Origin of the sequence: Microbacterium sp. BWR-S6Y, from assembly GCF_041379845.1 — a bacterium.
GTDB lineage: Bacteria > Actinomycetota > Actinomycetes > Actinomycetales > Microbacteriaceae > Microbacterium > Microbacterium hydrothermale.
In genome coordinates this window covers 1-13,182 of sequence record NZ_JBFECV010000001.1, presented here as the reverse complement: position 1 = coordinate 13,182, position 13,182 = coordinate 1, and the positions used below count along the sequence as shown (strand labels likewise).

At 71.0% G+C, this 13,182-nt stretch carries 11 protein-coding genes; 8 read left to right on the top strand and 3 right to left on the bottom strand.

Annotated elements, in window-relative coordinates; translation table 11 throughout:
- Window positions 1–4: 4 nt before the first annotated feature.
- The gene (locus AB1K56_RS00055) at window positions 5–1,006 is read left to right on the top strand and encodes a zinc-binding dehydrogenase (protein WP_371204021.1); all 1,002 of its coding nucleotides are present in this window, start codon (window positions 5–7) and stop codon (window positions 1,004–1,006) included.
- 53 nt (window positions 1,007–1,059) lie between these two features.
- On the opposite strand, the gene AB1K56_RS00050 is transcribed toward AB1K56_RS00055, so the two are convergent.
- Window positions 1,060–1,971 (bottom strand): NAD(P)-dependent oxidoreductase, encoded by a 912-nt coding sequence (locus AB1K56_RS00050; protein WP_371204020.1) that lies wholly within the window; start codon window positions 1,969–1,971, stop codon window positions 1,060–1,062.
- Between the two features lie 99 nt (window positions 1,972–2,070).
- Here AB1K56_RS00050 and AB1K56_RS00045 point away from each other — a divergent pair, with 99 nt between their 5' ends.
- The 4 genes from AB1K56_RS00045 (at window position 2,071) to AB1K56_RS00030 (ending at window position 6,500) form a co-directional block, all read left to right on the top strand.
- A complete protein-coding gene (locus AB1K56_RS00045; RefSeq protein ID WP_371204018.1) occupies window positions 2,071–3,126 on the top strand; it encodes a D-2-hydroxyacid dehydrogenase in 1,056 nt (351 codons plus the stop codon).
- 37 nt (window positions 3,127–3,163) lie between these two features.
- Complete coding sequence (locus AB1K56_RS00040; RefSeq protein WP_371204017.1) at window positions 3,164–3,958, top strand: IclR family transcriptional regulator; 795 nt, start codon at window positions 3,164–3,166, stop codon at window positions 3,956–3,958.
- A 354-nt stretch (window positions 3,959–4,312) separates the two neighbouring features.
- Window positions 4,313–5,728 (top strand): MFS transporter, encoded by a 1,416-nt coding sequence (locus AB1K56_RS00035; RefSeq protein ID WP_371204016.1) that lies wholly within the window; start codon window positions 4,313–4,315, stop codon window positions 5,726–5,728.
- 37 nt (window positions 5,729–5,765) lie between these two features.
- On the top strand, window positions 5,766–6,500 hold the full coding sequence (locus AB1K56_RS00030) for a fumarylacetoacetate hydrolase family protein (RefSeq protein ID WP_371204015.1): 735 nt from the start codon (window positions 5,766–5,768) through the stop codon (window positions 6,498–6,500).
- A 69-nt stretch (window positions 6,501–6,569) separates the two neighbouring features.
- Here the strand turns inward: AB1K56_RS00030 and AB1K56_RS00025 are convergent, their stop codons facing one another.
- Complete coding sequence (locus AB1K56_RS00025) at window positions 6,570–6,695, bottom strand: hypothetical protein (protein ID WP_264631692.1); 126 nt, start codon at window positions 6,693–6,695, stop codon at window positions 6,570–6,572.
- 296 nt (window positions 6,696–6,991) lie between these two features.
- Here AB1K56_RS00025 and AB1K56_RS00020 point away from each other — a divergent pair, with 296 nt between their 5' ends.
- Both AB1K56_RS00020 and pth read left to right on the top strand, forming a co-directional pair.
- Entirely contained in the window at window positions 6,992–7,639 is a 648-nt protein-coding gene (locus tag AB1K56_RS00020) for a 50S ribosomal protein L25/general stress protein Ctc (RefSeq protein ID WP_136586480.1), read from the top strand.
- A gap of 108 nt (window positions 7,640–7,747) precedes the next feature.
- Window positions 7,748–8,332: an aminoacyl-tRNA hydrolase gene (gene pth, locus AB1K56_RS00015; protein WP_371204014.1), complete on the top strand. Its 585-nt coding sequence runs from the start codon at window positions 7,748–7,750 to the stop codon at window positions 8,330–8,332.
- 55 nt (window positions 8,333–8,387) lie between these two features.
- On the opposite strand, the gene AB1K56_RS00010 is transcribed toward pth, so the two are convergent.
- Window positions 8,388–8,876, bottom strand: a complete 489-nt coding sequence (locus tag AB1K56_RS00010; protein ID WP_371204013.1) for a hypothetical protein — start codon at window positions 8,874–8,876, stop codon at window positions 8,388–8,390.
- A 98-nt stretch (window positions 8,877–8,974) separates the two neighbouring features.
- Here AB1K56_RS00010 and mfd point away from each other — a divergent pair, with 98 nt between their 5' ends.
- Window positions 8,975–12,562: a transcription-repair coupling factor gene (gene mfd, locus AB1K56_RS00005; RefSeq protein WP_371204012.1), complete on the top strand. Its 3,588-nt coding sequence runs from the start codon at window positions 8,975–8,977 to the stop codon at window positions 12,560–12,562.
- Window positions 12,563–13,182: the final 620 nt, after the last annotated feature.

Below are 13,182 nucleotides of genomic sequence, written 5' to 3'. Positions count from 1 at the left end.
ACCGATGAAATCGCTGCTGATCGAGAAGGCGCTCACCGCCGAGGTGCGCGAGGTGGCCGCGCCCGAGCCCGGCGACGGCCAGGTGCGCCTGCGCGTGGAGTACGTCGGCATCTGCGGATCCGACCTGCACTACTACTACGAGGGCGCCAACGGGGCGTTCGTCGTGCGCGAGCCGCTGGTCCCCGGTCACGAGCTCTCCGGTCGGGTCGATCTCGACCCCTCCGGAGCCCTGGCTCCGGGGACGCCGGTCACCGTGCACCCCGCGCGCTTCGGAACGCCGCGCGAGGGCATCGAAGATGCGCCGCACCTGTGGCCGGGCGGGTCGTACCTGGGCAGCGCCTCGACCTGGCCGCACACGCAGGGCGCGGCATCCGAGTACCTCGTCGTCGAGTCCGACATGGTGCGCGTGCTGCCGCAGGAGCTGCCCGTGCGCCGCGCGGTGCTGGCTGAGCCGCTCGCCGTCGCCCTGCACGCGCTCGGCAAGGCCGGAGACGTGGAGGGGCTCGAGGTGCTGGTCACCGGGTCGGGACCGATCGGCCTGATGGCCGTGGCCGCCGCGGTGGCGGCGGGAGCCCGCGTCACGGCGACCGACGTCCTCGCCGGTCCGCTCGAGCGCGCCGCGGCCCTGGGGGCGGCCGCGACGGTGGATGTGTCGACCGAGGCGGTCGAGGCGAACGCCTACGCCGTCGTCCTGGAGTGCTCGGGAGTGCCCGTCTCGATCTCGACGGCGCTGAAGGCCGTGCGTCCCGGCGGCACCGTCGTGCAGGTCGGAATGCTTCCCGACGACCCGCGCCCGGTGAACCTCGCCCCCTTCATCTCGAAAGAGGTGCGGTACCTGGGGGCGTTCCGCTTCCGCGACGAGATCGACCGCGCGGTGGAGCTGCTCGCGACCACCCCGGGCATCGAGAGCGCCCTGACGCACGAGTTCGCGGTGACGGATGCCGCCGAGGCCTTCGCCACGGCCCGTGACTCGCAGCGCTCCGGCAAGGTCGTCTTCGCGCTCTGAACGACGACGAACGCCCCGGTGGCCGTGGCCCCCGGGGCGTTCTCGTTCGCCCGTCAGTCGGCGCTGCGCTCGGCCGTGAAACGCCGGGTCACGGCGATGTCGCGCTCGCCGAGGCCGCGCTCGACGATCTCGTCGAAGGTCGCGCGCAGGGCGGGCAGCAGCGCGGGTCGCGTGTCGGTCGCCGCGGCCACGTCGGCGGCGAAGCCCAGGTCCTTCACCATGTACTGCGCGATGCCGCTGGGGGAGTCGTCGCCGCGCACGAGCTTGTCGCGGCGACTGGCCAGCAGGTTCGAGCCCGCATAGCCGCCGCCGAGCAGGTCCCAGAGGGCCGCCGGGTCGACGCCCGAGCGGGCGGCGAGCTCGGTCGCTTCGCCGAGCGCGACGATGGTCGCCGCGACGACCATCTGATTGCACGCCTTCGCGACCTCGCCGGCGCCGAGCGGTCCCAGGCGCACCGGGGTGCCGCACGGCTCGAGGAGCGACGCGGCGAGGTCGGTGTCGGCCGTGTCGCCGCCGAGCATGATCGACAGGGTCCCCGCCGTCGCGCCGTCCTGCCCGCCCGACACGGGGCAGTCGACGACGCGGATGCCGTCCGGCAGGCGCTCGGCGAGATCGCGCACGCCCACGGGCGACGAGGTGGATCCGATCATGAGGAGGAGCTCGCGGCCCTCGACGCCCGCGAGGAGTCCGTCCGGACCCTCGAGGTGCTCGTCGAGCTGGGGGAGGTCGGGCAGCATCACGAGGATCGCGTCGCACGCGGAGGCGAGGTCGCGGGCGGTGGGAGCCCAGTGCGCCCCGGCGTCGATGAGCGCGCGCCGTTCGCGTCGGGCGTGCACGGTGAGCGACCCCCGCGCGTCGAGCAGGTGCCGAGCCATCGGCTCGCCCATCGCCCCCAGTCCCCAGACGCCGACGCGGACGTCGGAGGAAGCGGGGAGCGGGCCGGACTCGTCATCGAGGGTGGTCATGGCGGCATCCTATCGACTGGACAACAGGTTGAACAGAGTTCAGTATGGTGTACCACGACGAGGTGCCCGCGGACCGGGCCCCGACGGAGGGAGACGACGATGTCGACGAGCGAAAGCCTACGCGCGGTGGTGGCGGTGCCGCTGAGCGAGGAGCACTGCCGGCTGATCGAGCGCCTCGAGCCGCGCCTCGAACTCGTGCGCGACGCTTCTCTCGTGCGCCCGATGCGCGGCCCCGCCGACTGGTCGGGCGACCCGGCGCACGAACGCACCCCCGCGCAGCAGCAGGCCTTCGACGACCTGGTCGACTCCGCCGACGCTCTCTTCGGCATACCCGACGTCGACCCCGCCGCCCTCGCGCGCACGGTCGCCGCCAATCCCCGCCTCCGGTGGGTCATGACCACCGCGGCCGGCGGGGGAGGGCAGGTGAAGGCCGCGGGCCTCGCGCCCGAGGCCCTCGACCGCATCCTCTTCACCACGAGCGCCGGGGTGCACGGCGGCCCGCTCGCCGAGTTCGCCGTGTTCGGCGTGCTCGCGGGCGCCAAAGACCTCCCGCGTCTCGCGCAGCAGCAGGCCGACCGGCAGTGGACCGATCGCTGGGAGATGCGCCAGGTCGACGAGATGACCGTGCTGGTCGTGGGTCTCGGCGGCATCGGAGCGGAGTGCGCGCGCCGGTTCCACGCGCTCGGCGCGCAGGTCTGGGGGACCACCCGCTCCGGCGCCCCCGTCGAGGGGGTCGATCGCCTGATCCCCCTCGACGAGCTCGTCGCCGCCGTGTCGGAGGTGGATGCCATCGTGGTCACCCTCCCGGGAACGGATCAGACCCACCACCTCATCGGCGCCGAGGTCCTCTCGGCGGTGAAGCCCGGCGTGATCCTCGCGAGCGTCGGTCGTGGCACGGTGATCGACGAAGAGGTGCTCCTCGACGCCCTCGACGACGGTCGCGTCTCGTTCGCCGCACTCGACGTCTTCGAGACCGAACCCCTCCCGACCGACTCGCCGCTCTGGCGGCATCCGCGCGTGCTGGTCAGCCCGCACACCGCGGCGCTGAACCGCAAGGAGGAGGAGCGCATCGCCCGTCGCTTCGCCGAGAACGCCACGCGCCTTCTCGATGGCGAGCCGTTGCGCGCCGTTGTCGATACGGTCGAGTTCTACTGAGGCGCCGCGCGAGCGGCATCCGAGAACGGGAGTCCCGATGAGCGACGACGACGCGACCGCGTTCGCGCGCGATCCCGCCCCCGCGGTGGGTCGCAGCATCCGGCTGCTCGGCCTCCTCGCCGAGGCCGGACGCACGCTCACGCTGACCGAGCTCGCCTCCGGGCTGGGCCTGGCGAAGTCGTCGACCGCGAACCTCTGCCTCTCCCTCGAGGCGGGTCGCATGATCGAGCGCGTTCCGCTGGGGTATCGACTCGGCATCCGCACGGCCGAGCTGGGCGGCGCCTTCGCCGCGCAGTTCAATCAGGTGCGCGAGTTCTACGCCGTCTGCGAGAGCTCTCCCGTGCTGCAGAGCGAGCTCGTGCAGGTCGCCGTGCTCGACGACGCCGACGCGCTCTATCTCGCGCGGTACGAGGGCTCGCGCTCGGTGCGTCTGGGAACCCCGCTCGGGTCGCGACTGCCGGCCGCGCTGTCGGCGACCGGGCGGGCGCTGCTGATGACGCGCGCCGACGACGACGTCCGCTCCCTCCTGTCGCGCGAGGGTTCCGTGCCGAAGCTCACCGAGCACAGCACGGTCGACGTCGACGCGGTGCTCGCCAAGCTGGCCGCCGCGCGCGAGCGCGGGTGGGCGGTCGACGAGGAGGAGTCCTTCCGCGGCATCGTCGGCGTCGCCGTCCCGCTCGAGGGATGGGCGCCGGGAGATCCTCAGCTGGCCCTCGGCGTCGGCATCCCCGCCGCGGATGCCGCTGCCGAGCGCGTCGCGCGCGTCGGTGCGGCGTTGCGCGAGGCCGCCACGGCCCTGACGAACCCGTTCAGCGCGTCGCGCACGGCCTGACCCGCGCCCTGCCGCTGCCGCCGGCTGTGGCCCCGCCGCGCGCGCGGGCTGCGCCCCGGCGTTGTCGCCTCGCCGCCTGTCGCGCCGCCGCGCCTCGGCGCTGTCGCCTCGCCGCCTGTCGCGTCGCCGCGCCTCGGCGCTGTCGCCCCGCCGCTTTTTCCCATTCGGCGCGAATCCCGCTTCGCGGCGGACATCTCCCGTCCCACGCGACGAAAGACGCCCCGAGCCCCTCCCGCGGCCGCCCCGCACTCCGCGGCCGCCCCGACCGGCATCCCACATCTGTCCAACATATTGAACTGTGTCCACTCCGTTGGTACAGTCGGCCTGTCGTAAGACCCCAGCCGATCGAAGGAGATGGCCGTGACCACCGCATCCACACCGACGCCGCAGCCGCAGGATGACCCCGAATACGCCGCGAACCTTCGCCGCGCGACACTCGCGTCGAGCATCGGCAGCGCGCTGGAGTACTTCGACTTCGCGCTCTACGGCCTGTCCACGGCGCTGATCTTCAACGTCCTGTTCTTCTCGCAGGACAACCCGGCCCTCGCCACGGTGGCCGCCTTCGCGACCTACGGCGTCGGCTTCCTCGCTCGCCCCTTCGGTGGGCTGTTCTTCGGCGTCCTCGGCGACAAGCTCGGGCGCAAGTGGGTCCTCGTCATCACGATCCTGCTCATGGGCGGGGCGTCCACCGCGATCGGACTGCTGCCGACCTACGAGGCCGTCGGCATCCTCGCGCCGATCCTGCTCGTCATCATGCGACTTCTCCAGGGCTTCGGGGCGGGAGCCGAGCAGGCGGGAGCGACGGTGCTCATGGCCGAATACGCCCCGGTGAAGCGCCGCGGGTTCTTCTCGGCGCTGCCGTTCATCGGCATCCAGGCGGGAACCCTGCTCGCCGCCGTCGTGTTCAGCCTCATCTCCCTCCTGCCCGAGGATCAGCTGCTCAGCTGGGGCTGGCGCGTGCCGTTCCTGTCGTCGTTCGCGCTCATCCTCCTCGCGCTGTTCATCCGCATGCGTCTGCGCGAGACCCCGACCTTCATCGAGCTCGAGAAGAACGAGCAGATCGCCGAGCGCCCGATCCGTGACATCTTCACGCGCGGTCTCCCGGGCGTGATCGTCGGCATCGGCCTGCGCATGGCCGAGAACGGCGGCTCGTACATGTTCAACACGCTCGCGCTGACGTTCTTCGTGGCCTCGGTCGGCGGTCAGGCCGACCGCAGCCTGCTGACGTGGGGCGTCACCCTCGGCTCGCTGATCGGCATCTTCTCCGTGCCGCTGACCGGGGCGCTCTCCGACCGCATGGGGCGGCGCACGGTCTATCGCGCGGGAGCGGTCTTCATGCTCGTATTCACGTTCCCGGCCTGGTGGCTGATGTCGCTCGGCAGCTACCCGATCACCATCGCCGTCATCGCGATCGGCATCGGTGTGGCCGTCAACTCGATGCTCGGACCCCAGTGCGCGATGCTCCCCGAACTCTTCGGCAACCGCCACCGCTACCTGGGCGTCGCGATGGCGCGCGAGATCTCCGCCGTCCTGGCCGGCGGCCTCGCCGGTGTGCTGGGCGCGTACATCATCGCGGTGAGCGGGGCGAACTGGTTGCTGCTGGCGATCTACATGGCGACGCTCGCGCTCATCACGACGGCGTCGACCTTCCTCGTCCCCGAGACCCTGCGCCGCGACCTCACGCGCACCGACGATGCGATCAAGGTGTCGCGTGAAGAAGCCGGCGAGGGCGTGGATGCCACGACCGTGACCGTGCGGACCATCCGATGAGCCGCGGAGCCCGCCGCCGTCGCGGGGCGTGGTCCTGATGCGCATCGCGCGCGTCGCGACCCCCGACGGCCCGCGGACCGTTCGGGTCGTCGACGAGGGACTCATCCCGATCACCGATCCCTACGCCGCCTTCGCGGCGGGCGTTCCGGTGCAGGACGCCGGCGGCCCGGTGCGGGGGAGCCTGCTCGCTCCCTGCGTGCCCACCGTCGTGGTCGGGATCGCGCAGAACGGACCGGACCACGCGTCGCCCGTGCAGGCGTGGCTGAAGAGTCCGCGCACGATCGTCGGGCCGGATGCCGAGGTGCGGCTCCGCCGCGACGCGGGGGCGACGGTGGCCGAGGCGGAGGTGGCGGTCGTGATCGGCCGCCCGACCGCGGGGCTGACGGCGCGCAACGCCCACGAATTCGTGCTCGGGATCACGGCGGTCGACGATCTGTCGAGCCCCGAGCGGGCGGCATCCGATCCCCGCAACTTCGAGTCGAAGTCGGGGGCGGGCTACACCCCGCTGGGTCCCGTGATCGACACCTCTCTCTCGATCGACGACGACCTGCCCCTGGGGCTCGTGGTCGACGGGGTCGATCGAGCGGTCACGTCGGCGGGGCGACTGCCGATGTCGCTGCGGCAGTGTCTCGCCTACGTGGCGAACTGGAGCGAGCTCGGTCCCGGAGACGTCGTCATGATGGGCGCCCCGTTCTCGCAGGCGCCGATCCGGGCCGGGGAGAGCGTCGAGGTGAGGGTCGGCGATCTGCGACTGCACACGCGCACGGTGTGAGCGCGACGGCGTCTCGCTCGACGGATGCCGAGTGCGCGGGGTGGCGGGACGTGTCGCCGCCGCGGCGGGTCAGTGCTTCTTGTACGAAGCGTTGCGTCCGAGCGAGAAGAGGGCTCCGACGGCGGCGATGGCGCCGAAGGTGGCGAGGCCGCCGATGACCCAGAGCACGACGTGAGAGAAGAAGCCGCTGTCCATGATGATCCTCCGGGTCGGTGTGGCTCCTCGATCCTACCGTCGCCGCCGTGTGCTCCCGTCCGCCGGCGACGACGACGGGTCGAGACGCGCCGCGGTCGCTGCTAGACTTCCGGGGTACTTCGGCGAGGGATGCCATCGCCGTGCGCCCGCAGGGTGCACCCGGCATCCGTGATCGACGCGGTGATGCAGGCTCCCGGCTTTCCTCACGCGCTCGCGTTCGAGTCGAATCCAGACCACACAGGTGCGGACACCGTCCGCTCACAAGCTGCGGGACACGAGCCCGCGAGGAGAACATCATGTCGGAAGACAACAAGGTCGTCGCGGAGCTCCGCGAGAACTTCGGCAAGGGCTTCGCCCGTCGCCTCCGCGCCGCGGGCAAGATCCCGGCCGTCATCTACGGTCACGGCACCGAGCCCCAGCACGTCGCGCTGCCCGGCCACCAGGTCGCGCTGCTCATCCGCCGCGCCAACGCGCTGCTCGACCTCGACATCGCGGGCAAGGCTCAGCTCGTGCTGGTCAAGGACGTCCAGAAGGACCCCGTGCGCCAGATCATCGAGCACATCGACCTCATCGTCGTGAAGAAGGGCGAGAAGGTCCAGGTCGACGTTCCCGTCGTCCTCGTCGGCGAGCCCTTCCCCGGCACCGTCGCGATGCTCGACGCCACCTCGGTGTCGCTCGAGGTCGAGGCCACCCACATCCCCCAGAACGTCGAGGTCGACGTCGAGGGCGCCGAGGACGGCACGCAGATCACCGCCGCCGACCTGACCCTCCCCAAGGGCGCGACCCTGGTCACCGAGCCCGAGACCCTCGTCGTGGGCGTCTCGATCCCGCTCGACACGATCGCCGCCGACGAAGAGATCGCCGAGGCCGACGCCGAGGTCGCCGAGGAGCAGTCCGAAGAGGCCGAGACGGCCGAGTCGGACGCCGAGGGCGACGACAAGTAATTCCGACACGGGCCGCGACAGCGGTTCGTCGACGACGAGGGGGCGCGTTCTCGCGCCCCCTCGTTGCTGTTCACGGGGTCCGCGCGCGGATCCGGAAGGATGGATGCCATGGCGGACACCTGGCTCATCATCGGTCTCGGCAATCCCGGTCCTCGGTACGAGGCCACGCGCCACAACATCGGGCAGATGGTGATCGACGAACTCGCCGCCCGACGGCGCGAGGGATTCCGTGCCCACAAGGCGAACGCGCGCGTCGCCGAGACCTGGGTGCGCCCGGGGGCGGCGAAGCTCGTGCTGGCGAAGCCGAACAGCTTCATGAACGTCTCGGGTGGTCCGGCCTCCGGTCTCGCCCGCTTCTACGGCATCGATCCCGACCGCGTCGTGGTGGTGCACGACGAGCTCGACATCCCGTTCGACACCGTGAAGCTCAAGACCGGTGGGGGCCACGGCGGGCACAACGGCGTGCGCGATGTCGCGAAGGCCCTCGGCACGGCCGAGTTCCCGCGCGTGCGCGTGGGCATCGGTCGCCCGGTCGGTCGGCAGGACCCCGCCGACTGGGTCCTCGACCCGTTCAGCTCCACCGAGCGCACGACGCTGCCGATCCTGGTCTCCGACGCGGCGGATGCGGTGGAGCTCCTCGTCGACGAGGGACTGCTCGCCGCCCAGCAGCGTTTCCACGCCCCGCGCGCCTGATCTCCGGCGTTCTGCGCACCGCCCTCGGGAGTGCGCGCCCGCGACCGTCGCGAGCTCAGACGGAGACCCCGCCCGCACCCGGGAGGGTGGCCACTCCGCCGACGAGGGCGAGGGCCACGAACAGCCCGAAGACGACGGGGCCCAGGACCCCGATGACGATGGCCGCGATCCCCGCGCCGCGGCCGGTCCCGCGGACCGTCGCGACGATCCCCAGCACCACGGCCGTCAGCCCCACCACGGTCGCGACCCAGAAGGTGATCTCTCCCGCGAGCACCAGATCGCGGACCGGCGACAGCACGCGCAGGTCGATCGTGTCGGGCGTCGCGGCGAGCAGACCGGGGCCGGCGCCCCGCGCGATCCGGAACGCCACGAAGCCGGCGATGGCGGATGCCAGCACCCCGGCGCACAGCGCCAGGACGAGCGCCCACGTGCCGAGCGGCCGGCGTCGACGGGGCGCCGGCGGGGGAGCGAGCAGGGTTCCGACCGGCGGGGCGACGTGGGGTGCCGCGAAGACGGGACCGTCCGGAGCGCTGGGGGTGGACATGCCGACACTCTACGCACGGGGCCGGCGGGGGAGCGGGGGAGGGAGACGAGGCTGTCCAGCCCCGCCCGGTGTCGGTGGCCCCGCGTAGACTTTCCCGAGTGACAGTTCCCGGGATCGTCCGCGCCCTCGAGCAGGCTGAGTCGTACCGCGAGGCCGCTTCCGCGGCATCCGCCGACCTGTCTCTCTCCCTCGTCGACGGCCTCGACGCGCCCGTCATCGCGGGTCTCCTCGAGCGCCGTCGCTCCACGGCGAGCCCGGGCGCCGTGCTCGTTATCGCCCCCACGGGGCGTCGCGCCGAATCCCTCGGTCCGGCGCTCGAGGCCGTGCTCCCCGGAGCCCAGGTGCTGCACTTCCCGGCGTGGGAGACGCTGCCGCACGAGCGGTTGAGCCCCAGCCCCGAGACGGTGGGCCGCCGGCTCGACGTGCTCCGCCGCATCGCGGCCTGGGAGGGCGACGCCCCCCTGGTCGTCACCGCCTCGGTGCGCAGCGCCCTGCAGCCGCTCGCCCCCGGCCTCGGCGACGTCGAACCGGTCGAGCTGTCGGTCGGCGGCCGCGGTCACGAACTTGAGAGCGTGACGACCCGCCTCGTCGAGCTGGCCTACCACCGCGTCGACATGGTGTCGCGCCGCGGCGAGTTCGCCGTGCGCGGCGGCATCCTCGACGTGTTCCCGCCCGTGGCCGACCACCCCTATCGCGTCGAGTTCTTCGGCGACGAGGTCGATCAGATCCGCGCCTTCTCGGTCGCCGACCAGCGTTCGCTGCCCGGAGAGGTCACCGGCGTCACCCTGGTGCCCAGCCGCGAGCTCCTGCTGACGCCGCAGGTGCGCGCCCGCGCCGCGGCCCTGCGCGACGGCTATCCGGGGTTGCGCCAGCTGCTCGAGAAGATGGCCGAGGGCATCCCCGCCGAGGGCATGGAATCCCTCATCCCCGTGCTCGTCGACGACCTCGTCACGCTCGTCGACTACCTCCCCGGCGGCAGCGCCGTCGCCCTCGTCGACCCCGAGCGCTCGCTCGCGCGCGCGACGACGCTCGGCGACACGAACCGCGAGTTCCTCGAAGCGGCGTGGTCGGCCGCGACGGCCGGCGCCGACACCCCGGTCGACCTCGACTCCGGCGACTTCGTCACCCTCGACGATCTGCACGAGCGCGCGAGCGGGCGCGGGGGCGTGTGGTGGCAGCTGAGCGCCTTCGACTCGGGAGCAGCGGATGCCGAGGACGAGGGCCTCGTGAGCGGCGACGACTCCGCGCACCGCATCAAGGCCGACGCCGTGCCCTCGTTCCAGGGCAACGTCGACGGCGCCACCGCGCACGTCGGGCAGCTGCTCGCCGACGGCTGGTCGGTCGTGGTCACGGCATCCGGTCCGGGCATGGTCGACCGCGCGCGCGACGTGCTCGCGGAGCGGGGGATCGCGGCGCGGCGGGTCGACGAGGTGCGTCTCCCGCCCGAGCCCGGGGTCGCGCACGTGGTCTGCGCCCCGCTCGAGCGCGGGTTCCAGCTCACCGAGGCGCGTTTCGCCGTCATCAGCGAGACCGAGTTCTACGGTCGCTCGGTCGGGGGCGACAACCGGGGCGCGAAGAAGCTCGCCTCCCGCCGCCGCAACGTCGTCGACCCGCTGCAGCTCAAGCCCGGCGACGTCGTCGTGCATGCGACGCACGGCATCGGCAAGTTCCTCGAGCTCACGCAGCGCGAGGTCTCCAGCGGCGGCCGCAACGCCGTGAAGACGACCAAGGAGTACCTCGTCCTCGAGTACGCGCCCGCCAAGCGCGGATACCCGGGCGACAAGCTCTTCGTCCCCACCGACCAGCTCGACCTGCTGTCGAAGTACGTCGGCGGCGAGGCGCCGACCCTGTCGAAGATGGGGGGCAGCGACTGGGCCGCGGCGAAGGGGCGTGCCCGCAAGGCGGTGCGCGACATCGCGGTCGAGCTCGTGAAGCTGTACTCGGCGCGCATGGCATCCAAGGGCTACGCCTTCGGTCCCGACACCCCGTGGCAGCGCGAGCTCGAAGAGGCGTTCCCGTTCGCCGAGACGCAGGATCAGCTGCAGACGATCGACGAGATCAAGGCCGACATGGAGAAGCCGATCCCGATGGACCGCCTGCTCTCGGGCGACGTCGGCTTCGGCAAGACCGAGGTCGCCGTCCGCGCGGCGTTCAAGGCCATCCAGGACGGCAAGCAGGTCGCGATGCTCGTGCCCACCACGCTCCTGGTCAAGCAGCACCTCGAGACCTTCGCCGAACGCTTCGCCGGGTTCCCGGTGACCGTCCGGCCGCTCTCGCGCTTCCAGACCGACAAAGAGGCGAAGGCGACCCTCGCGGGTCTCACCGACGGCACCGTCGACATGGTCATCGGGACGCACCGCATCCTGACCGAGAAGGTGATCTTCAAAGACCTGGGTCTGATGATCATCGACGAGGAGCAGCGTTTCGGTGTCGAGCACAAGGACGCGCTGAAGAAGCTCAAGACGAACGTCGACATCCTCGCGATGAGTGCGACGCCCATTCCCCGCACGCTCGAGATGGCGGTGACGGGCATCCGCGAGATGTCGACGCTCGCGACCCCGCCCGAGGATCGGCATCCGATCCTGTCGTACGTGGGCCCGCGCAACGACAAGCAGATCGCGGCGGCGATCCGACGCGAACTGCTGCGCGAGGGGCAGGTGTTCTACGTGCACAACCGGGTCTCGTCGATCCAGCGGGTCGCGGCGCACCTCGCCGAGCTCGTCCCCGAGGCGCGCATCGTCGTGGCGCACGGACAGATGGGCGAGCACGCCCTCGAGCAGGTCGTCGACGACTTCTGGGAGCGCCGCGCCGACGTGCTGGTCTCGACGACGATCATCGAGACGGGCCTCGACATCTCGAACGCGAACACGATCATCATCGATCGCGCCGACAAGTACGGACTCTCGCAGCTGCACCAGCTGCGCGGACGCGTGGGACGCGGCCGCGATCGGGCGTACGCGTACTTCCTGTACGACGAGATGAAGCCGCTGTCCGAGACCGCGGCCGACCGCCTCGAGACGATCGCCGTCAACAACGACCTCGGCTCGGGAATGCAGGTGGCCCTGAAAGACCTCGAGCTGCGCGGGGCGGGGAACCTCCTCGGCGCGGAGCAGGCCGGTCACATCGCCGGCGTCGGTTTCGATCTCTACCTGCGGATGATCGGCGAGGCCGTGTCGACGTTCCGCGGCGAGGACGTCGATGGCCCCACCGAACTGCGTCTGGAGCTGCCCGTCGATGCCCGTCTGCCGGAGTTCTACATCGACAGCGAGCGACTGCGACTCGAGGCGTACCAGAAGCTCTCGGCCGCGGCATCGGCCACCGCCAAAGACGACGCGATCGATCTCGTCGTCGAGGAGCTCCGCGACCGGTACGGCGAGCCGCCGGCCGAGGTCGAGGGTCTCGTCGCCGTCGCGCGCCTGCGGCGTCGGGCGGCGCAGGCGGGTCTCGCCGATGTCGTCGCGATGGGGTCGAACCTGCGTATCGCCCCGGCGAACCTCGCGGAGTCGATGCGCGTCCGCCTCCAGCGCCTCTACCCGAAGGCGAAGCTCGTGGCGGGAGGCGACGCGATGGTCGTCCCCCTGCCTCAGGATGCCGACGACGCGAACCTCATCGCCTGGGTGCGGCAGCTGCTCGATGCACTGTGGCCTCTTCCCGTCGAGAAGAGCGCCGAGACGGCGAACGCCTGAGCGCCTCCGCGCTCACCGCTGCGTGGAGCCCGGTCGACGTCGTGTCGGCCGGGCTCCCGCGTTTCCGGCGTGTTTCCGCGGAATGACGGGTGCGACACGCCCGGGTGTTGGGGTGGATTCGACGGGTGGTCGGTTCGGGCGTAAGTTATTACTTGTTCGCCCCACAGGGGAGAGCGGAGCGGCCGGAAGGCCCCGCAGCCCCTCACGTGACGAACCGCCCCCGACATCGGATGTTGAGAGTTTCGATTCTCTGGTCTACAGTTGGGATTCTGCCGCTCGGCGCATCTCCTTGATTCTGCTTCTGTGAAGTGGGTTTCGTGGTGCGTGGGTGGCGTAGGTAGTGAACTGCCTCACAGTAGGTCTTGGTGACTGTTTCTGTGGGTGCGTCCGTTCCTTGAGAACTCAACAGCGTGCACTTGTCAAATGCCAATTTATTCCTCGTCGGTCTGACTTTTGTTGGATTGCGAGAAATTCCTTTGGATCAAAGACCAGCCTCTTTTTGGGGTTGGCGTATGGATACGTCAGTAATGATGTTTCTCTTTGGTCAGTTTCAAACTCGCTGCGGTCACTGTTTTCCCGGTGGTTGTATGCATTTCTTTTTTACGGAGAGTTTGATCCTG